Raw genomic sequence first — 26,588 nt, 5'->3', positions numbered from 1 at the left:
GCACCGATGGCTGATGTCTTGCCAACACGCAGCGCCCTGATAAGCAGGGTGCTGCCGTTCTCCTGTGTCGACGGGCCGGGCAACCGGCTGGTGCTGTTTCTGCAAGGGTGCAACTTTCGCTGCCCCGGCTGCCACAACCCTCACACCATAGGGCTGTGCGACGATTGCGGTGACTGCCTTGGGGTCTGCCCGAGCGGCGCCCTCACCATGAGCGAGGGCAAGGTTCATTGGCAGGAGGCGCTCTGTACCGATTGCGATGCCTGTCTGGATGTCTGCCCGCGCAGCGCCAATCCCAAGACCACAACCATGACGGTGGACGACGTGCTGGCCCTGTTGCGCCGCTACGGCCCACTGCTGAGCGGAATTACCGTCTCCGGTGGTGAGGCGACCACCCAGCTCCCCTTCGTGGTTGCGCTGTTTGCCGCCATCAAGGGCGAGCCGGATCTGGCCCATCTCACTTGCCTGCTCGACAGCAACGGCTCACTGGCCGAAACCGGCTGGCAGCGGCTGCTGCCGGTGCTCGACGGCGCCATGCTCGATCTCAAGGGGTGGCGTGACTCGGTGCATCACACCCTGACCGGCTATGGTCGCGAGCGGGTGCTGGCATCGCTGCAACTGCTGGCACGCCACGGCAAGCTGGCCGAACTGCGGCTGCTCCATGTGCCGGGCAAGAGCGATTTTCTGGATGCGAGTGGTGAGCTGGACGCGGATCTTGCCGCCTTCTTGCAGCAGCTTGGGCCTGTGCCCATTCGCCTCAACGGCTTTCGCCATCACGGGGTGCGGGGTGAGGCGGCACAATGGCAAGAGGCTCACCAAACCGAGCTGGAACAGCTGGCCAGCCGTTTGCGTGCAGCGGGATTGGGGCCGGTCTCACTGCCTGCCTTGATGGGCTGAGTGGCTGCGTCATCCGGTGATCGTCATGGCGTGAGGTGCGGCATGGAAAGGCCGCAACTGTGATTTCTGTCTATTGGAGGGGGCGAGAACGGCGGCTAGAATAATGGCCATCTTCTTACCCCTCAATGACAGATAATCATGAGTGAAAGCAAGGCGTTATATCGGGTTCAGTTTATTTGCCACAGCGAGCGCTACGAAGTGTATGTGCGCGAAGTCAATCAGGGCCAGCTGTTCGGTTTTATCGAGATTGCCGATTTTGTCTGGGATAACCATACGGCGCTTATCGTCGATCCCAGTCACGAGAAGCTCAAGAGCGAATTTGCCGATGTGCGCCAGACCCTTATTCCCATGCATCAGGTGCTGCGCATCGATCAGGTGAAAAAGCAGGGGGCTGCCCGCATCACGGATCTGGGCAGCAACGTCGCCTCCTTCCCCAGCCCCATCTATACCAAACGTCCCTAGTCCCTACTTGCCGTTGATGTTTCGCCGCGGTGAAACATCAATCTCTGCTCGCTGTCATCCGGCTCAGGGCTCAATCAATTCGCGACCCAGTTGCAGGATCCGCTGGCGGAACCAGTGGCGGGCCGAGCCATCACCGGCCGGGCCATACCAGACCAGACTGTGACTCACCTTGCCGTAATCGAACGGTGCCGGACGCATCACCAGATCCGGCTGACTGGCCATGCAGGCCGCCCAGCCACCGATGGCGGTGAGGATCAGATCAGTCTGGGGCAGCAGGGCCGCCGCGCTGGCAAAATCGGGCAGGGTGGCGCCAATCTGGCGACGCACCTGCTGCTGGGCCAGGCTCTGCTCGAAGAAGGGGTTGGCCAGCTCCTGATCCCGGATGGCGATATGGCGCCAGCTCAGGTAGGCATCGAGATCCCAGGGCTTGGCCAGCGCGGGGTGGTCTTTGCGCAGCAGGCAGACCAGTTTTTCTTCCCGCAGGGTCTCCCACACCAGCCCGGGCTGGCGCGGCAACGGCTGGCTCTGGTCATGGGGCAGGATCACGAAGTCGAGTTTGCCCGCTGCCAGCGCCTCCAGCCCCTGCTCATCTTTGTTCCAGATCTCCGGCACCATGCCCGGCACCTCTTTTATCAGCTGACCCAGAATGGGGCCCACCGGCCAGGTCATCACGCTCTCGCGCAATCCCAGCCGCAAGCTGCCCTGCCACTGTTGGGGGTTGAAGGCATTCTGGCGAGTGAGGCCGTTCAGCTCCCCCAGTAGTCGATGCAGGGTGGGAGCCAGTCGCTCGGCCATGGGGGTGAGCAACAGCTGGTTTCCCTGACGGTAGAGCAGTTGATCCCCCAGCATATCCCGCAGTTGGTTGAGGGTTTTGCTGACGGTGGAAGGGGTGGTGCAGAGCCGCTCGGCGGTGCGGGTGACGCTCTGGTTGTCGAGCAGCAGATGCAGGGTGACCAGATGGCGACCTCCCAGCCGAGAGAGAGCGATCAGATCCATAGTGGCTCCTGAAGTGGATAAAGATAAGCGGATGAAAAGACAGGCTCTGAATCAGTACGATACAGCGTGACCTGCTGGCATTCTCTCACAGCAGGGGGGAGGGTGAGCAGACTCCTCAAGAGGTGACTGCGAACGCAACAGACAAAAAGCCCCGCCAAAGCGGGGCTGATGCAGATTAGCCCTTGAGCACCGCGGCCATGGCGTCAGCCACATAGTCGACGTTGCGGCTGTTGAGGCCCGCCACGCACATGCGACCGGAGCGCACCAGATAGACGGCAAACTCTTCGCGCAGTCTGTCAACCTGCTCCGGGGTGAAGCCGGTGTAGCTGAACATGCCGCGCTGGTTGATGAAGTAGCTGAAATCGCGGCCCGGCAACTTGGCGCTCAACACCTCGAACAGCTTCTGGCGCATCGCCTTGATGCGGGTGCGCATCTCGGTCACCTCGCCGACCCACAGGGCATGCAGTTCGGGCTGGCTCATCACAGCCGCGGTGATCTGGCCACCGTGGGTCGGCGGGCTTGAGTAGTTGCGACGCACGGTGGCCTTCATCTGGCCCAGCACCCGGCTCGCCTCTTCGGCATCCTGACAGATGACCGACAGGCCACCACAGCGCTCGCCGTAGAAGGAGAGGTTCTTGGAAAACGAGTTGCTGACGAAGAAGCTGACACCGGCGGCCACCATGGCGCGGATGGCGTAGGCATCCTCTTCCAGTCCGTCACCGAAGCCCTGATAGGCGATATCCATAAAAGGGATCAGGTTCTTATCGACCACCAGCGCGATCACCCGATCCCACTGGGCGCGGGAGAGATCCACCCCGGTCGGGTTGTGGCAGCAGGGGTGCAGCAGCACGATGCTCTTGGCCGGCAGGCTGCTCAGGCAGTCGATCATCGCATCGAACTGCACGCCGCCAGTGGCCGCATCGTAGTAGGGGTAGTCGTGCACCTTGATGCCGGCTCCCTCGAACATCGCCTTGTGGTTGTCCCAGGTCGGGTTGCTGACCCACACCTCGGAGGTCGGGAAGTAGCGCTTGAGCAGATCTGCCCCGATCTTCAGCGCGCCTGAGCCGCCGATGGTCTGGATGGTGGCGATACGTCCCGCCTTGACAGCTTCATGGTCGGCACCAAACAGCAGGTGCTGCACCGCAGTGCGGTAGTTGGCGGCGCCTTCCATCGGCTGGTAGGGGCGCGGGGCCGGGGCGGCGGCGCGCTGGGCTTCGGCCTGCTGCACCGACGGCAGCAGCGGAATACGCCCCTGCTCGTCGTAGTAGAGGCCGATCCCCAGGTTCACCTTCTGCTCGCGGGTGTCTTTGTGGAAGGTCTCGACTAGCGTCAGGATGGGGTCGCCAGCATAGGCATCGACGTGTTCAAACATGGGGGATCCTTGAAATTGACTGTCCAGTAAAACCGGCGGTCAGCCGGGCTGGACATCATGGCGCAAAGCTGGCGGTGGCTCAAGCCCGACGCTGGTCGAGCCTGAAGGGATGGTGCCGCGATCCTGCTTACTTCAAATAGGATCGCAGGACGCTGACTACCTGATCCAGATCCTCCAGCCGCTCTGCCGGGGTGGCATCGGCGGCGCCGAGATGCTCGCGCATGTGTCCTTCCAGCACCTCCAGCATCAGGCCGTTGACGGCGCCGCGGATGGCGGCGATCTGCTGCAAAATGGCGGTGCAGTCGCTCTCCTGCTCCAGCGCGCTCTCCAGCGCACCGGCCTGTCCCTTGATGCGGCGCACCCGTGCCAGCAACTTCTTTTTGTCGTGAATGGTGTGGGACATGACGGATCCTCTCGATCAATAAAACTATACTGGGGTATAGTATATTGCATCATCGCTCTCAGGAGAAATCCATGTCATCCCTCGCTCAATCCCACTGCCATCAACCCGTCATCCACGAGGGCAATCCGCTGGCCGAACAGAAGACCCGCTGGGCCGTATTGTTGACTGTCATCATGATGGTGGTGGAGATTGGCGGCGGCTGGTTCTACAACTCCATGGCGCTGTTGGCCGATGGCTGGCACATGAGCTCCCACGCCCTGGCGCTCGGTCTCTCGGTGCTGGCCTATCGCGCCGCCCGCCATTTTGCCCGCGACCACAGATTCAGCTTCGGCACCTGGAAGATCGAGGTGCTGGGTGGCTTCACCAGCGCCCTGTTGCTGGTGGGAGTTGCCGGGTTGATGCTGTTCGAGTCTGTGTTCCGGCTGCTCGATCCCAGCCCGATCCACTATCAACAGGCGATCGCTATCGCGCTGGTGGGGCTGCTGGTAAACCTCGCCTGTGCCTGGCTGCTCAAGGATGATCACGGCCACCATCACCATGGGCATGACCACCATCATGACCATGACGATCACCACGGCCATCAGGATCTCAACCTGCGCGCCGCCTATATCCACGTGCTGGCGGATGCGGCCACTTCCGTGCTGGCGATCCTGGCGCTGGTGGGGGGCATGTTGTGGGGGGCCGACTGGCTGGATCCGCTGATGGGCATAGTGGGGGCCGTGCTGGTGGCGGTATGGGCCTGGGGGCTGTTGCGCGACTCCGGTCGGGTGCTGCTGGATGCCGAGATGGATACCCCGCTGGTGGCGGAGATCCGCGAGGTCATCGCCGAACTGCCGGGCACTGATATCCGCGATCTGCACGTCTGGCGGGTAGGGCAGCAGCAGTATGCCTGCGTGCTCTCTTTGCTGATGGTCAATCCGCTACCAGCGCAGCAGATCCGCGAACGGTTGGCGATCCATGAAGAGCTGGTGCATGTGACCATCGAGATCGCCAGCGAACAGGATAAATAACGGGGGCCGTTGGCCCCCTTGGTTTCAGTGCCGTTGGCACTCTGATGTCAGTGCGGCTGCCCGGTGATTTCATCCTGGGGCTTGTGTTGCCACACAGCGCCGAGCAGCAGCTTGAGCAGCAGTCCGGGCGGGTTGTCCAGCAGATTGCCGGACTCCAGCAGCAGCTGGCCATCGGCGCGAAATCCGAGGCTGGCATCTATGGTGCCATCCTCCGAGACTACCTGGATCAGGCCATTGAGGGCGGAGCGCTCACCGGGCTGACAGCGCAGCCGCAGCTCGCGGGGTTCCCCCAACAGGGTGAAGGCGCGGCTCAGCGGGGGCGAGTCTTCATAATCGGGCCAGTTGAAGAAGTGATACTGCTCGGCCAGGGCGCCCGCCTGCTGGCAAAACTGGTCGAACAGCTGCCCGATCGCCTGATACTCATGATCGAGTCGTCTTGCCTGTTCTTCAATCCGTTTCATTGTTTACTCCTTGTCTATCCACTTGATCAGACATTGCTTTTCTGACCCCGTGACTGCCGTTTTCCAGATATGAGGCCAAATGGCCGCGAGGTCTGTGAGCCGGATCGAAGTTTCAGTCTGAAAACGTTATCTTGTTGAAACTGGATGGTTTTTTTGCTTTTCCGCTCACATTTGAATCGATTGCCGCTGATTAATATGGCACCGCCTGGCAATGACCGGGTGCTCGACTATCGAGACTAACTACAGCGGGAATTATAAAAATATGGATATGAAAAAGACCAAAGTGGCGCTGGTAACAGCCTCACTGCTCGCGCTTTTGTCTGGCTGTAATGACAACAGCTCTGATGCCTCCGGTGTGAACCCCGTCCCCCCTACACCGCCTACACCTGAAGTCACCGATGGGCCTGTCGCTCGTCTGCCCAAGATGGATCCCCCGAAAGAGTTGCTGGTTGCCGGCGAAAATCAGGTGGTCATTGCGCTGGTGGATACCCAGTCGGCAGCCAAAGGCGCCAAGGCACCGTTTGACAGCTACAGCCTGCATCTGTGGAACAACGATGCCTGTAACGCCACCGCTGATAGTGGCCTGAATACCGGGTGGGATGACAAGAGCAAGACACCTGCCACTGCCGACAGCTTTGGTCCGGCCTGGGTCGTTCCGCTCAAAAATGTGGAAGGGTGCATCAACTTTATCGCTCGCAATGGCGATCTGGCCAACCTGACCGGCAGCGATATGAAGGTGAGCTTCAGTGAGCACCCGGATCGCACCGTGGCTATCGTGGCTGGCAAAAAAGAGCTGTTTGGCAGCCGTGCCGAAGCCTTTACCGCCGCCTTTGGCGTAGCGGGGGCCAGCGCTCATCTGATCGATGGCAATACCCTGATTTGGCAAGGGGGCAAAGACAAGCCCCACGTTCGCCTCTATTACACCGACTCGGGCACCATCAAGGCTAATGCCGATGGGGTGTTCGATTTCCCCTATATCAGCCTGACAGCGACCACTCTGACCGCCGAGCAGCAGGCCAAATATCCGCACCTCAAGGATGCGGCCGCCTTTGCCCTGCCTGCCGGGAAAGATCTCAAGCCCCTGCTGAAGGGTGAGCTGGTGGCTATCGGCACCGATGCTGACGGTATCCTGCAGGGGGCAACCCTGGTACAGAGCGCCGGAGCCCTCGATGCGCTCTATGCCGCCGAGGCGACCAAGCTGAGTTATGGCGCCGTGGTGGAGGGCAACCGGGTGACCTTCCGCCTCTGGGCGCCGACCGCCAAGTCGGTCAAGCTGGCCCTCTACAACGCCAGCCACCAGAAGAGTGGCGAGGTGGCGATGACCTTCGACAGCGCCAGCGGCAGCTGGAGCTACGAGGGGGGCAGCGAGCTGATCGGCCAGTTCTACCGCTACGACATGGAGGTTTACCATCCGCTGAGCCGCAAGGTTGAGCACTACGAGGTGACCGATCCCTATTCGCTCAGCCTCGCGATGAACTCCGAGTTCAGTCAGGTAGTGGATCTCGACGATCCGGCCCTGAAACCGGAAGGATGGGACAGCCTCAAGGCGCCCCACAGCCAGCAGAACCCCGCCGACATCACCATCTATGAGGCCCATGTTCGCGACCTGACCGGGAACGATGCCTCCACCGATGAAGAGAAGCGCGGCAAGTTTGTCGGCCTGACCCAGCCCGACTCTGTACCGGTCAACCATCTGAAAGCGCTGGCAAAGAGCGGCGTCAGCCACCTGCACCTGCTGCCGGTGTTCGATATCGCCACCGTCAACGAGGATCCGGCCAAGGTGGCCAATCTCGGCGATGACTTCAGCAAGCTCTGTCAGGTCAATCCGGATGTGAAAACATCCAGATTTGGCGGTTATTGCGGTGGCGGTCAGACCGTGGGAGATGTGCTGGCCGACCTGCAAGGGGGCGACAGCAAGGATAATCCGCAGGTGCAGGAGCTCTCCGGCTATCTGCGCGGCGTCGACTCCTTCAACTGGGGTTATGATCCCTACCACTACACCACGCCGGAAGGCTCCTACGCCACCAACGCCGAGGGCACCAAACGTATTCTGGAGTTCCGCGAGATGGTCAAGGCCATCAAGCAGAACATCGGTATGAACGTGGTGATGGACGTGGTCTACAACCACACCAACGAGTCCGGGCTCGGTCCCAAGTCGGTGCTCGACAAGATAGTGCCCTGGTACTATCAGCGCCTCAATCCGGAGACCGGCTCGGTGGAGAACTCCACCTGCTGCTCCAACACTGCGCCGGAACACGCCATGTTCGCCAAGCTGATGGATGACTCTCTGGTCACCTGGGCGCGCGACTACAAGATCGACGTCTTCCGCTTCGACCTGATGGGCCACCATCCGAAAGATCAGATGGTGCAGGCGCTGGCCGCGGTGAAGAAGGTCAATCCCGAGATGTACTTCTACGGCGAGGGGTGGAACTTCGGCGAAGTGCAGGATGACAAGCGCTTCGTGCAGGCTACCCAGAAGCATCTGGGCGGTACCGGTATCGGCTCCTTCTCGGACCGCTTGCGCGATGCGGTGCGCGGCGGCAGTCCGTTCGACGGTGGCGATACCATTCGCAAGACCCAGGGCTTTGGCAACGGTGCCTTCGTCGATCCTAACGAAATGAGCAAGGTGGAGCTGGCAACGGCCTTGCACCAGTCCGATCTGGTACGGCTCGGCATGGCGGGTAACCTCAAGGAGTTCGTGCTGACCGACAAGGATGGCATGCCGAAGAAGGGGGCCGAGATCGACTACAACGGTCAGCCTGCCGGTTATGCCCAGGATCCGGTGGAAGTGCAGAACTACGTCGACAAGCACGACAACCAGACTCTGTTCGACAACCTGATCTACAAGGCGCCTGCCGGAGCCGAGCTGGTGCGGATGCAGGGGGTATCGCTGGCGACAGCCATGCTGGGTCAGGGCATTCCCTTCACCCACGCCGGTGTCGAGCTGCTGCGTTCCAAATCCATGGAGCGGGACAGCTATGACTCGGGCGACTGGTACAACAAGGTCGACTACACCCTGGGCGACAACAACTTCGACAAGGGGTTGCCGCGCAAGGACAAGGATGGCGACAACTATCCGCTGATCGAGCAGGTGCTCGGCAAGCATGTCAAGCCGGGCTCGGCCGAGATGGCACAGATGGTGAGCTTCTATCAGGAGCTGGCGGAACTGCGCAACTCCTCCCGCCTGCTGCGTCTGGGCAGCGGCGCCGAGGTGATCAAGCGGGTCGACTTCCGCAATACCGGCCCGGATCAGGTGCCCGGCCTTATCGTCATGACGGTGGATGATGGCGTCAGTGCCGGGGCGGATCTGGATCCGGCAATCGACGGTCTGGTGGTGATGATCAACGCCAGCAACCAGAGCCAGAGCATCGGCGACTTCCGTGACGGCAACGATCAGCCCATCGATCTGAGCGGTATGGTGCTTGGCAGCAAGCATCGCGCTGTCGACAGCATCGCCAGCGGCGCCGCCTATGATAACGGCCAGTTGACGCTGGGGGCCTGGTCTGCCGCCGTGTTCGTCAAGCCGCAGTCTGGTGCACAGGGCACGGGCCTGCCGGTCAGCAAGAAGACCGACCTGAGCACCCTGCCACCGTTTGGCAACACCGATGTTTATCTGAAGGGGTTCCTCAATGAGTGGGGCAACACCAACCAGATGACCTTCAGCGGCAACTTCATGTACGAGTTCACTACCGAGGTGAGCACCGACAAGCTGGGTACCACCAACGTCAAGATCGCTGACGCCAGCTGGGGGCCGGTCAACTACGGCAGCTGCAACGCCGGTGACAAGCTGGTGGTTGGCACTCCTCTGACCCTTTGCAAGGGGGGAGAAACCGGCAATATCGGTGTCGATCTGGCCAAGGCAGGCAGCTACAAGTTTGTCTTTACCGCCATGAACAAGGACAAACCGACCCTGAGCGTCAGCTTCACCGAGCCGGTGCAGAGCTGCAAGGTGCTGGATACGGTGGCGGGCAATCCGCTCGGCTACAACCTGTTCGTCAAGGGTGAGCTCTCCGGCTGGGGAGCCCAACCTCAGTACCAGCTGAGCTACAAGGGGATGGACGGCGATCTCGCCATCTATCAGGCGGCGTTCAACTACGCCGGCAGCACCGAGTTCAAGGTGGCCAACGAGGACTGGAGCAAGGAGTACCTGCTCAACGGTGGCGGCGCGGTGAACGCTGAAACCGGCTATTCGTTCGCCTTCTCCAAGGGGGGCAGTGCCAATAACAGCATCACCTTGTCGCAGGGGCTGTGGAGTGTGCTGGTGAAGGTTGACCCGGCTGGCGTCAAGGCGGGCACAGCCGTCATTCAGGAGTGCAGCGTCAAGTAAGCAAGCCATTGAGTCCGGGGGATGGCTCGGCGCCCCCGGGTTGAATTCCACCTTGCCAAGGGTGGGATAACTCCGAGAGAGTAAGCAAAGCGCGACTGCCGACCGGCAGGCGCGCTTTTTCTTTTACGGGGTGCCGTGAGAGAAATGAGAGGAAAAAGAAAAGCCGTCCCGGTTGGGGGACGGCTTTTGGCTGGGATGCCATTGGCTGGCTTAACGCTTGCGCAGCAGCCGCAAGGCGTTGGCGGTCACCAGCGCGGTGGCGCCGGTATCGGCCAGCACCGCAATCCACAGGCCGGTGATGCCGAGCAGGCTGGTGACCAGGAAGATGGCTTTAAGCCCCAGCGCCAGCGCAATATTCTGGTGAATATTGGCCAGTGCCGCCCGCGACAGCCGGATCATCGCGGCAATACCGCCGAGCTGGTTGTGGGTCAGCGCCGCATCGGCGGTCTCCAGCGCCACATCGGTGCCGCCCCCCATGGCGATGCCGATACTGGCCCGCTTCATGGCGGGGGCATCGTTGATGCCATCGCCGATCATCGCGACTTTCTGCAAGCTGGCGAGCTTGGCGATCTCTTCTACCTTGTTCTCCGGCAGCAGGCCGGCACGCCAGCCCATGCCCAGCTCGGTGGCGATCGCCTCGGCGGCACGGCGGTTATCCCCGGTTAACATGATGCTGTTGAGCCCGAGTCGGTTGAGCTCTTGCAGCGCGGCTGCCGCCTCCGGTCGGATCTGATCCCGCAGCGCCAGCAGGGCGACCGGCAGCGCCTGGTCGCCGCTGCTTTGGCAGAGCACCACGACAGTCTTGCCCTGCCGCTCCAGCGAAGCAATCCGGGTCTGCTGTTCCATATTCAGGGCCGCCACCCGGCTCGGTGCCAGCAGTTGCCACAGTTCACCGTTGATGCGTCCCTCAACCCCCATGCCCGGCAGGGCTCGCAGGTCGCGGGCCTCCGCCAGCGTCAGCCCCTGTTCGGTCGCGTTGGCGACCACGGCGCGGGCCAGCGGGTGGTGGGAGCCCTGCTCGATGGCAGCCGCCAGTGCCAGCAACTCGGTCTCCGGTTGGCTATTGAGGCTCACCAGCTCGGTCAGTTGCGGCTTGCCCAGGGTCAGGGTGCCGGTCTTGTCAAACGCCACGGTATCGATATGGGCCAATCGCTCCAGAGCGGCCCCCCCTTTGATCAGCGCCCCCTGACGGGTGGCGGCGGCCAGTGCCGAGGTAACCGCTGCCGGGGTGGAGATGACCAGCGCGCAGGGGCAGCCGATGAGCAGCAGCGCCAGCCCGCGATAGATCCACTCGTCCCAGCTCTGGCCGAAGGCAAGGGGCGGTACCAGCACCACCAGCAGGGCAACCAGCATCATGGCCGGGGTATACCAGCGGCTGAAGCGGTCGATAAAGCGCTCGATGGGGGCGCGCTGGCTTTCGGCCTCCTCGATGAGGTGTAGAATGCGGTCGATGGCGTTGTTGCCGGGCTCGGAGACGACTTCAAGACGCAGCACCCGATCCGCAGCCAGACTGCCGGCCGGCACCTTGTCACCCTGGCGGCGTTCCACCGGAATGGATTCACCGGTCAGGGCGCTCTCGTCAAAGGCGCCGAGGGCGTCGAGCAGGCGGGCATCGGCCGGCAAACGGGCGCCAGGGGCAATTTCGATGATGTCGCCGGGACGCAGCTCATCGGCGCCGACCTCTTCGCGCACCTCGCCCTCGGCAGTGGTACGGATCCGCAGCGCCTTGTCGGGCACCAGCGCCATCAGGGCGGTCACTCCGGCCCGGGCACGTCCGGCGGCGTAGGCCTCCAGATGCTCACCCAGCATAAAGAGCAGCAGCACCATGGCCGCTTCGGCGGTCTCGCCGAGAAACAGGGCGCCCACGGCGGCCACCGTCATCAAGGTCTCGATGGCGAAGGGGGAGCCGCTTTTGGTCAGCGCCCACGCCTTGCGAGAGATGGGCCACAGCCCCCAGAGGGTCGCCAGGGTAAAGAGCGGCTGACCGAACTCGCTCGGCAGCAGGGCGGCAACCAGCATCAGACCGGCCAGTGACAGGGGCTGCCAATATTTGCCCAAAAAGTTACCGAATAGATTGCCCTGCAGGAGCTGTTGTGAAGCTTGCTTGCGGCCAGCTGCCTGTTTGTCAGCGCTTTCCCCCTTGAGCTGGAAACCGGCGGCCAGCACGGCGGCGGTGACGGGATCGGGGGAGAGGCCGGGGGCCAGATCCACTACCAGCTTCTCGGTGGCAAACAATACGCGCGCCTGTTGCACGCCGCTCACCCGGCTGACGGCGGTCTCGATCTTGCGGGCGCAGCTGGGGCAATCCATTCCCATCACCTGCCAGCTATGGCGGCTGTTGCCTTGCTCCGGCGCAACCAGCGGGTCGGCAGGGGGCATATCGTGCTCATGCTCATGCTCATGCTTATGATCGTGAGCCGGCGATAAGGGGGCACTGCAGCACGCTTTATCGTGGTAACTTCCTCGGGGAGGCTCTTCATCCCCGGGGGATTCATTGCCGTCACGGGATGCGTGCTCATGAGGCGTCGGGGTTGAACAGCAACTGACGGGCGTGGTGTTGTCGCAGCAGTGGCTATCGTGGTGATGCTCACTCTGGCCGGAGGCCGCCTTGCTGACGGCCTTGATGGGGGCGGCGTGCTGATGATTGCAGCAGGATTTGCTCATGATGAGTCCCTCTTGATGGATCCCGCCCCTGCGAGATCCCTGATTACCGAGAAGGAGTCTAAACCTTGGTGTTAAGTCCAAGGTCAACCCCTTTATATCCCTTGTCTTCGCGGGTGTTTGTCTGGTCCTGCCGCCCCTATACTGATCACCCGGATTTTTACTACACCAATAAAGGACATAACACATGAGCAACTCAGTCACTCTGCAAGGCAACCCGGTTTCCGTCGCTGGTCACTTCCCGGTCGCCGGTGAGCAAGCCAAGCCCTTCTCCCTGGTGGCCAAGGATCTCTCCGACGTGACCCTGGCAAGCTTTGCCGGTCAGCGCAAAATCCTGAACATCTTCCCGAGCGTCGATACCCCGACCTGCGCGACCTCTGTGCGCAAGTTCAACGAGCAGGCCAGTGCGCTGGAGAACACTGTCGTGCTGTGCATCTCCGCCGATCTGCCGTTCGCCCAGTCCCGCTTCTGCGGCGCCGAAGGTCTGGACAAGGTAGTGACTCTCTCCACCCTGCGCGGTGCGGCCTTCATGGAAGATTACGGCGTTGCCTTCTCTTCCGGTCCGCTGGTCGGTCTGACCGCTCGCGCCATCGTGGTGCTGGATGGTGACAACAAGGTGCTGCACAGCGAGCTGGTCGCCGAAGTGGCCGACGAGCCGAACTACGCTGCGGCGCTGGCAGTGCTGTAAGGCTGCAAGCCATGAAAAATCCCGCTTCGGCGGGATTTTTTATGCGGGAATTGTCTGTTCAGGGTGTTGCGGGCGGGGTGGTCGCCGGTTCAGCCTTGGCGGGTGGGGAGGGTTGCCACTCCACATAGGGGCGGTGGATCTTCTCGTAAATCTCGGCCAGTTTGCCGGTGGCAGCCAGCTGATCAATGGCTTGGCGGAGAAATTCGTCCATCTCATCACCAGCTGCCCCTTTCTGGATGATGAAGACATCCTCGAAATCTCCGAAAAATTCTCGCCTGATATTGGTCAGCCCCAGCTGCTTGAGCATCAGGTCGGCCTCCTCTTGCGCCCAGACAAAGGCGTCGATACGGCCGCGTGAGAGCTTGCGCAGTGACTGCTCGATACTCATCGAGCGCTGCACCGGGAAGGGCATATAGTCGGGAACGGCCTCGATCAGCAGATCCCGTTTGGTGGGCACTATGCCATAGGCCATATCCGTGGTGACCGGATTGGCGGTATTGCTGTAAATCACATGGGCAACCTTGCCAAAACTGCGGGTGCTGAAGCGATAAGCCAGCATATCGATATCCTTGAGGTTGCGGATGGCGGGCAGCCCCAGGTCAGCCTTGCCGGAGATCACCCCAGCCATGGCACGGGCGATGGGGTAGATGGTGATCTTGATGGTTACATCGGGGTAGAGGTCATCGATGGCGTGTACCAGATCGACAAAGGGGCCAGTCTTGTCGGCATTGATCAGCCCCGGCAGCTCGCCAAGGTGGGCATTGAGGATGCGCACAGGTTTAGACGGCTCGGGGGCAGCGTCGTTTTCCGGAGTCTGCGACAGGCCGAGAGTTGCGCTGCCGAGCAGGGTGACCACGAGCAGCAGAAGGGGGATGTGTCTGGTCATGGCGAGTCTCTCTTGGTGATGGGTCAGCTAAAGTGTAGTCAGCCCGTCGTCAGCGCCCCTTGGCCAAACCATCATGGATAGGGTTTTACTTCTCGGCCCCCGCTCACTAGACTTCGCCTCCCACTTCTTTGTTGACGTAGCGCCATGACCTTTAGCGAACTTGCCCTTCATTCCACCTTGCTGGCCTCTTTGCCCGTCACCTTGCAGACGCCGACCCGCATCCAGCAGCTGGCGATTCCGGCGGCGCTGGCGGGGCAGGATCTGCTGGCGCTGGCCCAGACCGGCAGCGGCAAGACCCTGGCGTTTGGCTTGCCGCTGCTGCAACGGCTGGATCCTGCCTCCAGCCAGGTGCAGGGTCTGGTGCTTGTGCCGACCCGCGAGCTGGCGATTCAGGTCACTATTGCGCTTAAAGAGGGCGCCGAGGCGCTGGGGCTGCGTATCGTGACGTTGTGTGGGGGCGTTGCGCAGGAGCGGCAACAGGCCGAGCTGGCGCAGGGGCCACAGCTGCTGGTCGCCACGCCGGGGCGGTTGCGGGATCTGCTGACCCAACAGTTGCTGGGGCTGGATGGTTTGCAACTCTTGGTGCTGGATGAGGCGGATCGCCTGCTGGAGATGGGCTTTGCTCCCGACATCAAGGCGCTGCTCGGCTTTATTCCTGCGGATCGCCAGACCCTGCTCTTCTCCGCCACCTTGCCTGCCGAGCTGGAGACGCTGGCCAACGGCCTGCTGCGCGAGCCTACCCGTATCGAGGCCAACCCCCTCAACAGCGTGGTGAACGAGATCGAAGAGCGGCTCTATCTGGTCAACAAGAGCAGCAAGGTCCCGGCGCTCATCAGCCTGCTCAAGGAGCAGGCGTGGCCGCAGGTGCTGGTCTTTATCAGTGCGCGGGATGATGCCGACGGGGTTGCCAGAAAGCTGGCCAAGGCGGGCATTGCGGTGGCCGCCCTCCATGGCGAGAAGGAGCAGGCGGTGCGCGAGCAGGCGCTCGGCGATTTCAAAGAGGGCAAAATTCGGGTGCTGGTGGCCACCGACCTGATGGCGCGTGGCATCCATGTGGAGGCGCTGCCGGTGGTGATCAATCTGGACTTGCCCGCCAGCGCCTCCGTCTATGTACACCGCATCGGTCGTACCGCCCGGGCTGGCCGCGAGGGGTTGGCCATCTCGCTGGTTTGTCATGGCGAGAGTGACATGCTGCAAGCTATCCGCACCCTGACCGGCCGCGAGCTGCCGTTGGGCGATCTGGCCGGATTCCCGGTCACCGACCAGCCTGCCAGCGGGGAAGGCAAGCGCCCCCCGCGTGACAAGCAGGCCAATCGCCGCACTCAGGCCAAGCGCAGCGTCAAGCAGTTCAAGGGCAAGCGCTGACCTCAGGGTGTGCCTTGCTCCCGCGCGAAGAAGTCACGACGCCACTGGCTCAACACCTCCTCCTTGTGTTGTTGCCACAGCGCAGGATCCATCTGTTGTTGGCTGGCCGCCAGTTGCTGCTCGAGCTCGGCCAGCTCTCGTTGGTAGCTGCTGCGTTGATCCAGCTGCTGCTGGCGCGCCCCGGCAAACGCCAGCGTGGCTTCAGCCTGCTCTGCGGGCAGGAAGTGGCGGGCCAGTGTGGCCAGCTCCTCATCTCCCCAAAGCTGACGAGCTTGCTGCAGGCGGGCATCCGGGTTGAACAGATCCATCGCCAGATCCGGATGATCCGCCGCCCACCGATCCTGCAAGTGGCTGAGGGCGTCCAGCCGCTCGGCCAGCGGCAACTGCTCGTTCTCTTGCGCCAACTGATCCAGCGCCAGGGCATAGCGCCCCTGTAGCCGGATCAGGCTCTCCCCCTCGCTCAGCCACCCGGCCTCTGCTGCCTCCAGATTGCTCACACGCTGCGCCAGCGGCAACTCGCTGTCGCTGATCTCGCTGGCAAGCTGGTTGATCAGTTCATCCGGCATCTGCTGCCAGCTGCTGGGCACTTCTTTGCTTTTGCCATCTATCCCCTCAGCGTTTGGCATGTGGGGAGGCGGGCTCCCCGGTTCTGCTGGCAACTGCATATTGGCCAGAGAGGGCGTCGTCGACCGTTCTGGCGATATCGGGGGCTGCTTTTCCTGCCAGCCCAGATTCACCAGCAAAAGGGTCAGGATCGCCAGCGCCAGTATCCCGTAACGGCGAGTCATCGGCTGATCTCTCCCTTGACCGGGAAGTGGTCTGAGAGGTTGCTGGCGGGCCAGAGGCTGCCATCGCTGCTGCGCGGGATCCAGACCGTGTTGAGGTTGTGGCTGGCGCTGCCGTACTCCCGGCTCACCACCAGATAGTCCAGATACTCGACGTTGGCGCCACCGGAGAGCGGGCCACCGGCATAGGGGTTGATCCTGGGATCGAAGGTGGCTTCGGTATAGCCGCCATAGGCAGGTTCATGAGCGTTCAGATTGGCCAGCATGTTGGCGTAGTCATCGGCAAACTTGCGTTTGTTGACGTTGAAGTCGCCGCCATAGATGACGGTGTCCGTGGCCGGGATCTTGAGGCTGGCTGCCAGAGAGCGGATCTGACCGAACTGGATCTGGCGCAGCTTGCGGGCCTCGTCGGTGTCGAAGCTGGCGGTGTGGGTGGCGAACAGGTGCCACGCCTTGCCCCCCTTGATCACCTCGGCGTACATCACCCCTTTGTCGGCGAAGCAGTCGGTGCCGGTGCATTGGGGATAGACCAGTTGTGCCTCCCGCACTATGGGATAGCGGCTGACGATCACCACGCCGCCATCGTGGACGTTGACCCCGGGCTTGTCGAGTACCTTGGTCTGGTAGGGGTACTCTTTCGCCAGCGCCTGTAAAAAGCCCTCGCGGCGGCCATCGAATACCTCTTGCAGCAGCAGGGCGTCATAGCCCTTGAGATGCTCTGGCAGCAGAGCCAGCCGCTCACCGATGCTGGAGGCGATCACCGGCAGCGCCCAGACGTTGTAGCTGGCCACCTTGAGCCTGTGTTCTGCCGGTTCCGGCTGCTCCCGTTTTTGGGGAGGCGTGATCATATAGTGCAGATCGTCGTAACGGCCGGTGAACTTGGCGGCAAAGGCCAGCTCTTGTGGCCCCGTAACACGGTGGATCGCCCGATCGTTTTGCCAGCCGGATGTGCCGGTTGGCGTTTCGCCACCGTGCTGCAAGGTGGTGTTCCACCAGGTTCCCTCCATCAGCTGATTGAGCCGATAGACGTCGCCACCCGCTGTGGTCACGCGGGTTTCGAACAGATAGCTCTTGCCCGCTTTTACCCCCTCATAGCGATTGAAGCTGAGTACCATGGCGCTCTCCCACGGGCCCAGCTCGGTGCGGTGCTGGCTCCACTGACTGCCGGGTTGCAGCTGGCCGCTGCCGCTTTGGCGGATGTCGATCTGAAGCGGTTCAGGACTGTTGTTGGTGAGATAGACATCGGTATCGGCCATTGCCAGTTGCGGGAACTGGCTGACCAGCAGCAGGGCGGCATAACTGAGGGTTTTCTGCATCACAGGATCCTTTTGGTTGCAGTGCAATGGAAAGTGACTGTTATGGCGAATGCAGAGGTCATTTTGTTTACATTTTGGTTACAAGCAAATTAATTGGTTTTGTTTGGAGCTTTATGGAGGTGTAAAGCGATTGAGGCAGCACGCTTAAAGAGAGAGGGAAGAGCGAGGGAAGGCGCCCGTGTCGGGCGCCTTCACTTCAGGAGTTAGCGGTGGGCCAGCGGGTAGGTGAAGAGCGCCAGATGCGCGAAGTTGAAGGCGAAGTGGATCAGGATGGCCACGGAGAGTCGCCCGCTGAGCTGGAATGCCAAGCCGTAGCAGCAGCCTGCCAGGGTCGCAAACAGCGCCAGCAGTGGGCCACCGGGCAGGTGGATGGCTCCGAACAGTAGCGCGGCCACGACGATGCCAATCCAGGGGCGGTAACGCTCGGTCAGCCCCTGCTGGATCGCGCCACGAAACAGCGCCTCTTCCGCCACACAGGTGAACAGCAGATTGTTGAGTGCAAACAGCCACCACCAGTGGGGCAGACCCACTTCCAGTTTCAGTGCCCCCAACTGCCAGGCGATGACCAGCAGGGCACCCAGCGGCAGCAACAGGGACAAAGGGCGCCAGCGGATTGCGCCCCCCTTGCCCAGCAGCATCGGGCAGGCCAGTAGCAAGCCAAAGAGCAGCAGCGGCTTGTCGAGGTTCAGATACATGTTGAACGGCACGCTGGCGGGGCCTGCCAGCGCCTGCTCCAGCACCTTGAGATTGTTGAAGCCGGGGATCAGGTGCAGGGTCAGCGCAATCGCCCAGAGGATCAGCACCACTCTGGCCGCCATCGCCCAGCGGGCGGGGAGGGTTGGGGTACGCCACGCCAGCAGTAATCCTGCGACCGAGACCAGCAGGGCGGGTAGTGTCATTCGCTCAAGCCACAGTGCCAGCAGCAGGGAGAGTCCCAGCAGGGCCAAGGCGGGAAGACGCTGGCGGAAGAGGGCAAGCAGCACGGCCAGCGCCAGCGCGCCCCAGATAAATGAGTCGGGAAGGGGTAACATTGGATCTCCTTGATCGAGGCAGGCGGCAACCTTAACAAGTGGGCGTCAGCAGGACAACCGCGCAGGAGGTGGTCGGATCCCTTCTCTATACTCATCAACAGGGTAAAGGGAGAGCAGCTGATGAAGCACTGTCTGTGGTTGTTGTGTTGTTGGTGTGTCTGGCTGCAGGCGGCACCCTTGCTGCTGGTGACCGGTGAGTTCACCCCCTATACCGGCAAGGCCCTGCCTGAAGGCGGCGAGAGCACCCGGCTGGTGACGACCCTGCTGCAAGAGGCCGGGTATCGAGAGCTCCAGGTCGACTACCTGCCCTGGCCCCGCGGCTATCAGTTGACCCGCAATGGGTTGGTCGCGGCTACCTTCCCCTACGCCTGGACTGCCGAGCGGGCCAAGCTCTTCCACTACAGCGCTCCCATTCACATAGATCGCCTCTCCTGGTTTACCTATCGGGGGAGCGAGGCCATTCAGGCTGGCCGTTGGCAAGGGTTGCGTGTCTGTATTCCGCTGGGGTGGAGCACCAGCCATGCCGACGGGGTGATCAAGCGTTTCGGGCTGGATCTGCAGCGCCCCAAGACCCTGGCACAGTGTCTGCAACTGCTGGATCGCAAACGGATCGATCTGCTGCCGATGAACGAGACGGTGACCCGGGATGCCAGCCGTCAGCTGTTTGGCGACCCCTGCCATCTGCAGGCATTGCCCCACTTTCGTCAGAGCGACACCTTTTACCTGATCATTTCACGGCAGTACCCGGAGGCCGCGAACCTGCTTGAGCGCTTCAATCATGCCCTGGCTGCCGCCCGTGCCGATGGTCGCTATGACCAACTGATCTCCCGAGCCGGAAAGGGGATCGATTGCCGTTGAGAGTGCTCGGCCGGAAAACAAAAAGCCGGAGCAGTGGCTCCGGCTTTCTATCTGCCTTCAGGGGTGATTAGCGGCCTGATTCGGCAATCACGCGGGCGATGATATCGGCGCGCTTGCCGGCTTCCAGTTCGCCCAGGGCGATCAGGCCAGCCTTGAAAATGACGTTCTTCGGCAGGCTGACGTCGTCCAGCGTGGCGATCGCTTCAACGTGCATGCCGTTCAGACGGCTGGCATCGCGCGGGCTCAGGTTGACCTGAGTGTTCATCACCTGCTTGCCTTTCTTCTTGGCAGGTGCAGCCGCTTTCTTGGTGGATTCCTGTTCTTCATCTTCCGGCAGTTCGTCATCAAAATCGTAAATAGACATAGTCAATCCTGTTGAGTTAGGCAAAAGGGCACATTTGCCCGACATTGGGTCAATCAGCCCATATCCTCGTTACGGATAAAGGCGCGCCAGGAGCCGAGCACCTGGGCAAAATCTTCCAGCCCGCACATGGCCAGCTGTTCATCATCGTAGTAGGCGAGATCGTCAAGATCCTCACCCAGCTCGATATTGAGGGCGTTGGCTTTCACCTCCGCCTCTTCATGGGTCAGCAGCAGGGAGTAGTCACCGCCGTTGAGCCGGTATTCGACTCGGGTGCGGTTGGAGAGCTGATCAATGATGGAGAAGAGCTCGTCGAGCTTCTCCTCATCCTTGCCAACCTCGTCGATCAGCCACTGACCGATGGCTTCATGGCCCATGGAGAACCGGGCGCGATAGCCACCAAACGGGTCGCGGCGAAATTCATAATCCATAGCACAGTCCAGATCGGAGGGATGGGCCATCACGGGCAGGCGGGTGCAAGCACGCAATTCCTGCTCCATGGCGGGGCACACATCGGGTAAAGTGGCCTATTCTAGCGATCCCCCTCTCGCTTGTCTTGATGATGTGGCATCTTTGCGCCCATGTGCCCTGAATCGCCTCGTGGTGACGTAGCCAGATCAGCCCCTTGTCCGGAGATGTTATGCAGCTAAACGATAACCTTGCCCGCCAGATCGTCGCACGGGCGATGAAGATCCTGTCGTTCTCGGTCAACGTGATGGACGAACACGGCCTCATCATTGCGTCCGGCAATCCGGAGCGGATCCATCAGCGCCACGAAGGGGCTGTGCTGGCGCTCACCGAAAACCGGGTGGTGGAGATCAGCGAAGCGACAGCCTTGCAGCTCAAGGGAGTGCGGCCCGGCATCAATTTGCCCATCTCCTATCAGGGGGAGCTGATCGGGGTGATCGGCATTTCCGGCGATCCGGACATCGTTCGTGCTTACGCCGAGCTGGTGCGAATGACGGCAGAACTGATCCTGGAGCAGGCGGCGCTCACCGAGCAGTTGCAGTGGGACAAGCGCCACAAGGAGGAGCTGGTGTTGCAGCTTATACGTGGTGAGGGGCGAGTCGATCAATTGCAGCAGGCGGCCCGCTTTCTCGGACTGGAGTTGGCCCAGCCTCGGGTGGTGGCCGTGCTGGCGCTGGAGGAGGCGGATCCGGCGCGTCTGCGGGAGCTGGTCCATCAGCTGGAAAATCCGGAGCGGGACAATCTGGTCGCCATCAACGGGCTCGACGAGATAGTGGTGCTCAAACCGGCGCAATTGAGTGAGGGGGTCTGGCAATCGGCGCAGGAGCGCAGCCGGATCAAGCAGTTGCTGGCGCGCATTCCCCACTTCAAGGTGCATATCGCGGTGGGCGATTACTTCGCCGGGATCGACGGGCTGGCGCGCTCTTACCAGACGGCGCGAGATACCCTGCGCCGTGGCATGCGGCAGGCGCCGCGCAAACAGGTCTACTTCTTTGAGGACTACCGTTTGCCAGTGCTGCTGGGCAGTCTGGCGGACTCCTGGCAGGCGGATCAGCTGCGCACACCGCTGCAGAAACTGGCCCGGGAAGATGGCAAGGGGGCGCTGCAGAAGACCCTGCGCCACTATTTCTTGCAGGATTGTGATCTGCATCGCTGTGCCGAAGCCTTGTTCATTCACCCCAATACCCTGCGCTATCGGCTGGGGCGGATAGAGCAGATAACTGGATTGAATTTCAACAAGTTAGACGACAAATTTTTGCTCTATCTCGGCCTTAATCTCGACTTGTGATTGTAGATTTAGACAAAAAACCACTTTTACATGACGTGATTTTTGGCTATTCAGCCAAAGCATTCTGATTGCAGATCTCCATAATGGCGGCCATTCACTCCCATTGAAGGTGTCCGTCATGATCCCGGTTACTGCCCTTGGCGCCATCGCGGCGCTCTCCATCGCCATCATCCTCATTTTGAAGAAGGTGCCGCCCGCTTACGGCATGATCGTGGGTGCCCTTGCCGGTGGCCTGATTGGCGGTGCCGATCTGACCCAGACCGTAGCCCTGATGATCGGCGGCGCCCAGGGGATCACCACAGCTGTGATGCGGATCCTGGCGGCCGGTGTACTGGCGGGCGTGCTGATCGAATCGGGTGCTGCCACCACTATCGCCGAGACTATCGTCAAGAAGCTGGGTGAAACCCGCGCCCTGCTGGCACTGGCGCTGGCGACTCTGATCCTGACTGCGGTCGGCGTATTCGTGGATGTGGCCGTTATCACGGTGGCGCCCATCGCGCTGGCCATCGCCCGCCGTGCCGATCTCTCCAAGGCGGCCATCCTGCTGGCAATGATCGGCGGCGGCAAGGCGGGTAACGTCATGTCCCCCAACCCCAACGCCATTGCCGCGGCTGATGCCTTCCATCTGCCCCTCACCTCAGTGATGGCGGCGGGCATCATTCCGGGCCTGTTTGGTCTGGTGATGGCCTACTGGCTGGCCAAGTGGCTAAACAACAAGGGCAGCAAGGTTGCTGCCGACGAGGTGGTGAGCTTTGCCGGTGCCAAGTTGCCGGGCTTTGCCGCCGCCATCAGCGCGCCGCTGGTCGCCATCCTGCTGCTGGCCCTGCGGCCGGTCGCCGGTATCGTGGTGGATCCGCTGATTGCACTGCCCCTCGGTGGTCTGGTCGGTGCCCTGATGATGGGTAAATTCAGCAAGGTGAACCAGTTTGCGGTCTCCGGTCTCGCCCGCATGGCGCCGGTCGCCATCATGCTGCTGGGTACCGGTACCCTGGCGGGCATCATCGCCAACTCCGGCCTGAAAGATGTGCTGATCAGCGGCCTGACCGCCTCCGGTCTGCCTTCTTACCTGCTGGCGCCCATCTCCGGTGCCCTGATGTCGCTGGCAACCGCCTCGACTACCGCCGGTACCGTGGTGGCCTCCAACGTATTCAGCTCCACCCTGATTGAACTTGGCATCAGCAGTCTGGCCGGGGCGGCGATGATCCATGCCGGTGCCACCGTGTTTGACCACATGCCCCACGGCTCTTTTTTCCATGCCACCGGTGGCAGCGTCCACATGGGGGTGGGGGAGCGCCTGAAACTTATCCCTTACGAAACAGCAGTCGGTCTGACCATTGCCACTGTCTCCACCCTGATGTTTGGCGTGTTTGGCCTCGCCTAAGGAATTGATATGAAAATTGTTATTGCCCCCGATTCATTCAAGGAGAGTCTGAGCGCCATGGCGGTGGCTGATGCCATCGAGGCCGGTTTCAAGAAGGTGCTGCCGAACGCCACCTACGTCAAATTGCCGATGGCCGATGGCGGCGAGGGCACGGTGCAATCGCTAGTGGATGCCACCGGTGGCCGCATCCTTCCGGTCGAAGTGACCGCGCCCCTTGGCAACAAGGTGCAGGGCTTCGTCGGCCTGCTGGGTGATGGCGAGCGCGCCGTCATCGAGATGGCCGCCGCCTCCGGTATCCATCTGGTGGCGCCCGAGCAGCGCAATCCGCTGCTCACCTCCAGCTTCGGCACCGGCGAGCTGATCCTGGCCGCGCTGGAGATGGGGGTGAAGCACCTTATTCTCGGTATCGGTGGCAGCGCCACCAATGACGGCGGTGCCGGCATGATCCAGGCGCTCGGCGGCAAGCTGCTCAAAGCGGATGGCTCTGCCATCGAGCTGGGTGGCGCCGGTCTCAGTGAGCTCACAACCATCGATCTGAGCGGTCTGGATCCGCGTCTGAGCGATCTGGTTATCGAGGTAGCGTGCGATGTGAACAACCCGCTCTGCGGCCCGAAAGGCGCCTCTGCGGTGTTTGGCCCGCAAAAGGGGGCGACCCCAGAGATGGTGGCGCAACTCGATGTCAACCTCTCCCGTTATGCCGACTGCATTGAGCAGGCCCTTGGCAAGCAGGTGAAGGATATTCCGGGGGCGGGCGCTGCCGGTGGCATGGGGGCCGCGCTGGTCGGCCTGCTTGGTGCCGAGCTCAAGCCCGGCATCCAGATCGTCATCGAAGCCCTGAAACTGGCCGAGGAAGTGGCCGATGCGGATCTGGTCATCACCGGTGAAGGGCGCATCGACAGCCAGACCATCCATGGCAAGACGCCAATCGGTGTCGCACGTTGCGCCAAGCAGTTCGGCAAGCCGGTGATCGGTATCTCCGGTTGCCTGACCGACGATTGCGGTGTGGTACATGATCACGGGCTGGACGCGGTATTCGCCGTGGTCAACCGCGCCATGTCTCTGCCGGAGGCGCTGGAGAGCGCCAGCACCAACATTCAACTCACTGCGCGCAACGTCGCGGCACTCTATCAACTCAAGGGTTGATCCGGTTCGGCCGATGGGCGCCATCGGCCACCTAATATTCCCGTATGGGACATCTCCCATCCTGCGAGATGTCTGACTGCCCTGGCACTTATTTGCCGATCCATCGTGATCGGCTCTTTTCTTTCCGTTCCTTTGTCTTGCCACACTTTTGACTCCATGGGTAAGCGCGGTTTTGATAGGCGCAAATCTCCCTTTACGGCATAGTGGTCGTACCAAGTACAAGGAGAGACTCATGTTCCTGCTGACCCTGGGGGTTGCGCTGTTTACCCTGATCCATCTCTACCCCTGTTTTGCGGTGGCCCATCGGGCGCGACTGAGAGAACGGCTGGGTGAGAATCGCTACAAGGGGCTCTTCTCCCTGCTGGTGTTTGTCGCCATTGCCTGCATCATCGCCGGTTGGCGCTCGGCCAGCTCGCTGCCGCTCTACTTCCTGCCGGAGTGGGGGCCGATGACCATGACGGTGATGATGCCCTTTGCGCTGATCCTCTTTTTCTCCGGCCAGGGGCCCAACCATCTGCGCCGCTGGCTGGTGCATCCCCAACTGCTCGGTACCCTGCTCTGGGCGGTGGCTCATCTGCTGGTCAACAGCGAGGCGCGCTCTCTGGTGCTGTTTGGCGGCATCGGGCTGTGGGCGCTGGTGAGCATCATCTGGATTTCGGTGCGGGACTGGCAGCGATATCCCCGCCCGGCGGCTAACTGGACGGGCACTGGCATCAGCGTCGGGGCAGGCCTGGCTGCCACTGCGCTGCTGGTATTCTGGGGCCACGGCTGGCTGACCGGCATTCCATTGCATTGAGAGTGAACTGCGGCTCTGGTAACCGTGTATGATGGACAAAACAAAAGGAGTCTTGGCGATGAAATGGTTCACTCTGTTGCTGTTATTGGGGGCCGGCGCGGCCTCTGCGGCGTGCCCCGATTATTTCAATGTGGAGATGCGGGAACTCAACAATGCCCAGCGCCACAACCTCTGTCAGCTGACCGAGGGCAAGGTGGTGCTGGTGGTCAATACCGCCTCCTACTGCGGCTACAGCGGCCAGTTTCGCGATCTGGAGAAGCTCTACCAGAGCTACAAGGATAAAGGGCTGATTATTCTGGGTTTCCCCTCCAATGATTTCTGGCAGGAGGCGGGCAACGAGACCAAGACCGCCGAGGTGTGTCGCCGCGACTATGGCGTCACTTTCCCCATGTTCAATCGGGTAGCGGTGCGGGGCTCCGATGCTGTGCCACTGTTCAAGGGGCTGGCGGCGGCCGCTGACGGGGATGAGCCGAACTGGAACTTCCACAAGTATCTGGTGGGGCGCGATGGCAAGCTGATTGCAAGCTACGGCGCCAACCAGAATCCGTCTGATGATCCCCTCAAACTGCAGATCACCCGGGCGCTGGGGCTTTGACCCTACCCCTTGGCGGGCGGCTCTGGAATAATGGGCTCCCGCCACTCAGTCCGGTTATCTTGTGCTGCAACGTCTTCCTCAAATGGTGATCTTCGATGCGCTGGTGCGCGAGCAGGGGATCTCTGCCGCCGCCCGTCGTCTTGGGGTCTCCAAATCCCATATCAGCAAGCAGCTGGCGCTGCTGGAGACCACCCTTGGCGCCCAGCTGGTCCAGCGCACCACCCGCCGCTTTGTCCTGACCGAGCTGGGTCAGGAGTATGCCCGCCACTGCCATGCGCTGGTGGCGGTGGCGCAGGAGGCTGACTCCATGATCGCCGAGCGGCGCGGCAAGGTGAGCGGTGTGCTCCATCTAGGGGTGGGCCAATCCTTCGGCCGTCTGCACGTCATTCCCCATCTCAAGGCGTTTCAGGATCGCTATCCCGAGCTGGAGCTGGAAGTCTCGCTGTTCGACCACAGAACCAATCTGGTGGATGAGGGGCTGGATCTCTGGCTCACCACCTATGAGGACAAGCCGGAAGGGCTGGTCGGGCAGCGGCTTGCTGACATCGGCTTCGTGGTGGCGGCGTCGCCGGATTACCTGCTGAGCCACGGCACGCCGCTTCATCCCAAGGATCTGGCCCAGCACAACTGCATCACTTACCAGAGTCGGGAGCGGCGCTATCACCAGTGGTCGTTTCGCCAGGGCAAGGAGCGCCAGACGGTGCAGGTCGCGGGTAACTATCGGGTGGATATGGCGGAGGCGGTGCGGGATGCGGCACTGGCCGGGCTCGGCATCGCCTATATCGCCAACTACTTGCTGGACAAGGAGTTACAGAGCGGCAAGCTGATCCCGGTGTTGCCTGGGTGGCGACCGAACCAGCAGATGGCGGTACACGCCGTTTATGCCCGGCGTGAACATCTGGATCCCAAGATCCGTCTCTTCATCGATTTCCTCAAGGCCCGCTTTGGCCCCGAACCCTATTGGGAGCAGCGACTGGCCCCCTGGCTCGGGGGTAAATTGTCCGGCAGTGAGGAATGATTGTTTCCATATAAGAACTCTCG

At 61.6% G+C, this 26,588-nt stretch carries 24 protein-coding genes; 13 read left to right on the top strand and 11 right to left on the bottom strand.

What is annotated here, in order from left to right; genetic code table 11:
• The first annotated feature begins 6 nt into the window (after nucleotides 1–6).
• Together AB5Y84_RS18240 and AB5Y84_RS18235 are read left to right on the top strand one after the other, a co-directional pair.
• The gene (locus AB5Y84_RS18240) at nucleotides 7–894 is read left to right on the top strand and encodes a YjjW family glycine radical enzyme activase (RefSeq protein ID WP_368177515.1); all 888 of its coding nucleotides are present in this window, start codon (nucleotides 7–9) and stop codon (nucleotides 892–894) included.
• A gap of 138 nt (nucleotides 895–1,032) precedes the next feature.
• Entirely contained in the window at nucleotides 1,033–1,356 is a 324-nt protein-coding gene (locus tag AB5Y84_RS18235; RefSeq protein WP_005340296.1) for a DUF1820 family protein, read from the top strand.
• A 63-nt stretch (nucleotides 1,357–1,419) separates the two neighbouring features.
• Here AB5Y84_RS18235 and AB5Y84_RS18230 read toward each other — a convergent pair whose 3' ends face one another.
• The 3 genes from AB5Y84_RS18230 to AB5Y84_RS18220 all read right to left on the bottom strand — a co-directional run bounded on the left by AB5Y84_RS18230 (nucleotide 1,420) and on the right by AB5Y84_RS18220 (nucleotide 4,127).
• A complete protein-coding gene (locus AB5Y84_RS18230) occupies nucleotides 1,420–2,352 on the bottom strand; it encodes a LysR family transcriptional regulator (protein ID WP_236341756.1) in 933 nt (310 codons plus the stop codon).
• A gap of 175 nt (nucleotides 2,353–2,527) precedes the next feature.
• Nucleotides 2,528–3,724, bottom strand: coding sequence for an aromatic amino acid transaminase (locus AB5Y84_RS18225; protein ID WP_368177514.1), 1,197 nt, complete (start codon nucleotides 3,722–3,724; stop codon nucleotides 2,528–2,530).
• A gap of 127 nt (nucleotides 3,725–3,851) precedes the next feature.
• A complete protein-coding gene (locus AB5Y84_RS18220; RefSeq protein WP_005357909.1) occupies nucleotides 3,852–4,127 on the bottom strand; it encodes a metal/formaldehyde-sensitive transcriptional repressor in 276 nt (91 codons plus the stop codon).
• A gap of 71 nt (nucleotides 4,128–4,198) precedes the next feature.
• On the opposite strand from AB5Y84_RS18220, the gene dmeF reads away from it, so the two are divergent.
• The gene (dmeF, locus tag AB5Y84_RS18215; protein WP_368177513.1) at nucleotides 4,199–5,137 is read left to right on the top strand and encodes a CDF family Co(II)/Ni(II) efflux transporter DmeF; all 939 of its coding nucleotides are present in this window, start codon (nucleotides 4,199–4,201) and stop codon (nucleotides 5,135–5,137) included.
• Nucleotides 5,138–5,184: 47 nt separating this feature from the next.
• Here the strand turns inward: dmeF and AB5Y84_RS18210 are convergent, their stop codons facing one another.
• The gene (locus AB5Y84_RS18210; RefSeq protein WP_368177512.1) at nucleotides 5,185–5,598 is read right to left on the bottom strand and encodes a hypothetical protein; all 414 of its coding nucleotides are present in this window, start codon (nucleotides 5,596–5,598) and stop codon (nucleotides 5,185–5,187) included.
• A gap of 262 nt (nucleotides 5,599–5,860) precedes the next feature.
• On the opposite strand from AB5Y84_RS18210, the gene pulA reads away from it, so the two are divergent.
• On the top strand, nucleotides 5,861–9,925 hold the full coding sequence (gene pulA / locus AB5Y84_RS18205; protein ID WP_368177511.1) for a pullulanase-type alpha-1,6-glucosidase: 4,065 nt from the start codon (nucleotides 5,861–5,863) through the stop codon (nucleotides 9,923–9,925).
• Between the two features lie 210 nt (nucleotides 9,926–10,135).
• Here the strand turns inward: pulA and AB5Y84_RS18200 are convergent, their stop codons facing one another.
• On the bottom strand, nucleotides 10,136–12,589 hold the full coding sequence (locus tag AB5Y84_RS18200; RefSeq protein WP_368177510.1) for a zinc/cadmium/mercury/lead-transporting ATPase: 2,454 nt from the start codon (nucleotides 12,587–12,589) through the stop codon (nucleotides 10,136–10,138).
• Between the two features lie 184 nt (nucleotides 12,590–12,773).
• On the opposite strand from AB5Y84_RS18200, the gene tpx reads away from it, so the two are divergent.
• Nucleotides 12,774–13,274, top strand: a complete 501-nt coding sequence (tpx, locus tag AB5Y84_RS18195) for a thiol peroxidase (RefSeq protein ID WP_005341463.1) — start codon at nucleotides 12,774–12,776, stop codon at nucleotides 13,272–13,274.
• A 58-nt stretch (nucleotides 13,275–13,332) separates the two neighbouring features.
• On the opposite strand, the gene AB5Y84_RS18190 is transcribed toward tpx, so the two are convergent.
• Nucleotides 13,333–14,160 carry a transporter substrate-binding domain-containing protein gene (locus AB5Y84_RS18190; protein WP_368177509.1) on the bottom strand — a complete coding sequence of 276 codons (828 nt, stop codon included), beginning with the start codon at nucleotides 14,158–14,160 and terminating at the stop codon, nucleotides 13,333–13,335.
• A gap of 144 nt (nucleotides 14,161–14,304) precedes the next feature.
• On the opposite strand from AB5Y84_RS18190, the gene AB5Y84_RS18185 reads away from it, so the two are divergent.
• Nucleotides 14,305–15,525, top strand: coding sequence for a DEAD/DEAH box helicase (locus tag AB5Y84_RS18185; protein WP_368177508.1), 1,221 nt, complete (start codon nucleotides 14,305–14,307; stop codon nucleotides 15,523–15,525).
• Between the two features lie 2 nt (nucleotides 15,526–15,527).
• Here the strand turns inward: AB5Y84_RS18185 and AB5Y84_RS18180 are convergent, their stop codons facing one another.
• From AB5Y84_RS18180 to AB5Y84_RS18170, 3 genes are all read right to left on the bottom strand, one after another.
• Complete coding sequence (locus AB5Y84_RS18180; RefSeq protein WP_368177507.1) at nucleotides 15,528–16,313, bottom strand: hypothetical protein; 786 nt, start codon at nucleotides 16,311–16,313, stop codon at nucleotides 15,528–15,530.
• On the bottom strand, nucleotides 16,310–17,626 hold the full coding sequence (locus AB5Y84_RS18175) for a sphingomyelin phosphodiesterase (protein WP_368177506.1): 1,317 nt from the start codon (nucleotides 17,624–17,626) through the stop codon (nucleotides 16,310–16,312). The genes AB5Y84_RS18180 and AB5Y84_RS18175 overlap by 4 nt, the downstream gene beginning before the upstream one ends.
• 203 nt (nucleotides 17,627–17,829) lie before the next feature.
• Nucleotides 17,830–18,657 (bottom strand): lysostaphin resistance A-like protein, encoded by an 828-nt coding sequence (locus tag AB5Y84_RS18170; protein WP_368177505.1) that lies wholly within the window; start codon nucleotides 18,655–18,657, stop codon nucleotides 17,830–17,832.
• 120 nt (nucleotides 18,658–18,777) lie between these two features.
• On the opposite strand from AB5Y84_RS18170, the gene AB5Y84_RS18165 reads away from it, so the two are divergent.
• Nucleotides 18,778–19,515 (top strand): ABC transporter substrate-binding protein, encoded by a 738-nt coding sequence (locus AB5Y84_RS18165; protein ID WP_064338824.1) that lies wholly within the window; start codon nucleotides 18,778–18,780, stop codon nucleotides 19,513–19,515.
• A 67-nt stretch (nucleotides 19,516–19,582) separates the two neighbouring features.
• On the opposite strand, the gene AB5Y84_RS18160 is transcribed toward AB5Y84_RS18165, so the two are convergent.
• The gene (locus AB5Y84_RS18160; RefSeq protein ID WP_005348860.1) at nucleotides 19,583–19,879 is read right to left on the bottom strand and encodes a hypothetical protein; all 297 of its coding nucleotides are present in this window, start codon (nucleotides 19,877–19,879) and stop codon (nucleotides 19,583–19,585) included.
• 53 nt (nucleotides 19,880–19,932) lie between these two features.
• The gene (locus tag AB5Y84_RS18155) at nucleotides 19,933–20,307 is read right to left on the bottom strand and encodes a YacL family protein (RefSeq protein ID WP_031227767.1); all 375 of its coding nucleotides are present in this window, start codon (nucleotides 20,305–20,307) and stop codon (nucleotides 19,933–19,935) included.
• A gap of 209 nt (nucleotides 20,308–20,516) precedes the next feature.
• On the opposite strand from AB5Y84_RS18155, the gene AB5Y84_RS18150 reads away from it, so the two are divergent.
• The 6 genes from AB5Y84_RS18150 (at nucleotide 20,517) to AB5Y84_RS18125 (ending at nucleotide 26,565) form a co-directional block, all read left to right on the top strand.
• Nucleotides 20,517–21,632, top strand: a complete 1,116-nt coding sequence (locus AB5Y84_RS18150; RefSeq protein WP_368177504.1) for a sugar diacid recognition domain-containing protein — start codon at nucleotides 20,517–20,519, stop codon at nucleotides 21,630–21,632.
• A gap of 118 nt (nucleotides 21,633–21,750) precedes the next feature.
• On the top strand, nucleotides 21,751–23,013 hold the full coding sequence (locus tag AB5Y84_RS18145) for a GntP family permease (protein WP_368177503.1): 1,263 nt from the start codon (nucleotides 21,751–21,753) through the stop codon (nucleotides 23,011–23,013).
• A gap of 9 nt (nucleotides 23,014–23,022) precedes the next feature.
• Nucleotides 23,023–24,156 carry a glycerate kinase gene (locus tag AB5Y84_RS18140; protein WP_368177502.1) on the top strand — a complete coding sequence of 378 codons (1,134 nt, stop codon included), beginning with the start codon at nucleotides 23,023–23,025 and terminating at the stop codon, nucleotides 24,154–24,156.
• 232 nt (nucleotides 24,157–24,388) lie between these two features.
• Nucleotides 24,389–24,952 carry an NnrU family protein gene (locus AB5Y84_RS18135; protein ID WP_368177501.1) on the top strand — a complete coding sequence of 188 codons (564 nt, stop codon included), beginning with the start codon at nucleotides 24,389–24,391 and terminating at the stop codon, nucleotides 24,950–24,952.
• 58 nt (nucleotides 24,953–25,010) lie between these two features.
• Nucleotides 25,011–25,547, top strand: a complete 537-nt coding sequence (locus AB5Y84_RS18130) for a glutathione peroxidase (protein ID WP_368177500.1) — start codon at nucleotides 25,011–25,013, stop codon at nucleotides 25,545–25,547.
• Between the two features lie 82 nt (nucleotides 25,548–25,629).
• Nucleotides 25,630–26,565 (top strand): LysR family transcriptional regulator, encoded by a 936-nt coding sequence (locus tag AB5Y84_RS18125; protein ID WP_162515184.1) that lies wholly within the window; start codon nucleotides 25,630–25,632, stop codon nucleotides 26,563–26,565.
• Nucleotides 26,566–26,588: the final 23 nt, after the last annotated feature.

It is taken from the genome of Aeromonas sp. s11 (assembly GCF_040907945.1).
GTDB classification, from domain to species: Bacteria; Pseudomonadota; Gammaproteobacteria; order Enterobacterales; family Aeromonadaceae; genus Aeromonas; species Aeromonas veronii.
This window is presented reverse-complemented; position numbering and strand designations above follow the sequence as displayed.

Coding starts and splice junctions, on each gene's coding strand:
- AB5Y84_RS18240 (WP_368177515.1), top strand. CDS start 7: ATGGCTGATGTCTTGCCAACACGCAGCGCCCTGATAAGCAGGGTGCTG.
- AB5Y84_RS18235 (WP_005340296.1), top strand. CDS start 1,033: ATGAGTGAAAGCAAGGCGTTATATCGGGTTCAGTTTATTTGCCACAGC.
- AB5Y84_RS18230 (WP_236341756.1), bottom strand. CDS start 2,352: ATGGATCTGATCGCTCTCTCTCGGCTGGGAGGTCGCCATCTGGTCACC.
- AB5Y84_RS18225 (WP_368177514.1), bottom strand. CDS start 3,724: ATGTTTGAACACGTCGATGCCTATGCTGGCGACCCCATCCTGACGCTA.
- AB5Y84_RS18220 (WP_005357909.1), bottom strand. CDS start 4,127: ATGTCCCACACCATTCACGACAAAAAGAAGTTGCTGGCACGGGTGCGC.
- dmeF (WP_368177513.1), top strand. CDS start 4,199: ATGTCATCCCTCGCTCAATCCCACTGCCATCAACCCGTCATCCACGAG.
- AB5Y84_RS18210 (WP_368177512.1), bottom strand. CDS start 5,598: ATGAAACGGATTGAAGAACAGGCAAGACGACTCGATCATGAGTATCAG.
- pulA (WP_368177511.1), top strand. CDS start 5,861: ATGGATATGAAAAAGACCAAAGTGGCGCTGGTAACAGCCTCACTGCTC.
- AB5Y84_RS18200 (WP_368177510.1), bottom strand. CDS start 12,589: ATGAGCAAATCCTGCTGCAATCATCAGCACGCCGCCCCCATCAAGGCC.
- tpx (WP_005341463.1), top strand. CDS start 12,774: ATGAGCAACTCAGTCACTCTGCAAGGCAACCCGGTTTCCGTCGCTGGT.
- AB5Y84_RS18190 (WP_368177509.1), bottom strand. CDS start 14,160: ATGACCAGACACATCCCCCTTCTGCTGCTCGTGGTCACCCTGCTCGGC.
- AB5Y84_RS18185 (WP_368177508.1), top strand. CDS start 14,305: ATGACCTTTAGCGAACTTGCCCTTCATTCCACCTTGCTGGCCTCTTTG.
- AB5Y84_RS18180 (WP_368177507.1), bottom strand. CDS start 16,313: ATGACTCGCCGTTACGGGATACTGGCGCTGGCGATCCTGACCCTTTTG.
- AB5Y84_RS18175 (WP_368177506.1), bottom strand. CDS start 17,626: ATGCAGAAAACCCTCAGTTATGCCGCCCTGCTGCTGGTCAGCCAGTTC.
- AB5Y84_RS18170 (WP_368177505.1), bottom strand. CDS start 18,657: ATGTTACCCCTTCCCGACTCATTTATCTGGGGCGCGCTGGCGCTGGCC.
- AB5Y84_RS18165 (WP_064338824.1), top strand. CDS start 18,778: ATGAAGCACTGTCTGTGGTTGTTGTGTTGTTGGTGTGTCTGGCTGCAG.
- AB5Y84_RS18160 (WP_005348860.1), bottom strand. CDS start 19,879: ATGTCTATTTACGATTTTGATGACGAACTGCCGGAAGATGAAGAACAG.
- AB5Y84_RS18155 (WP_031227767.1), bottom strand. CDS start 20,307: ATGGATTATGAATTTCGCCGCGACCCGTTTGGTGGCTATCGCGCCCGG.
- AB5Y84_RS18150 (WP_368177504.1), top strand. CDS start 20,517: ATGCAGCTAAACGATAACCTTGCCCGCCAGATCGTCGCACGGGCGATG.
- AB5Y84_RS18145 (WP_368177503.1), top strand. CDS start 21,751: ATGATCCCGGTTACTGCCCTTGGCGCCATCGCGGCGCTCTCCATCGCC.
- AB5Y84_RS18140 (WP_368177502.1), top strand. CDS start 23,023: ATGAAAATTGTTATTGCCCCCGATTCATTCAAGGAGAGTCTGAGCGCC.
- AB5Y84_RS18135 (WP_368177501.1), top strand. CDS start 24,389: ATGTTCCTGCTGACCCTGGGGGTTGCGCTGTTTACCCTGATCCATCTC.
- AB5Y84_RS18130 (WP_368177500.1), top strand. CDS start 25,011: ATGAAATGGTTCACTCTGTTGCTGTTATTGGGGGCCGGCGCGGCCTCT.
- AB5Y84_RS18125 (WP_162515184.1), top strand. CDS start 25,630: ATGGTGATCTTCGATGCGCTGGTGCGCGAGCAGGGGATCTCTGCCGCC.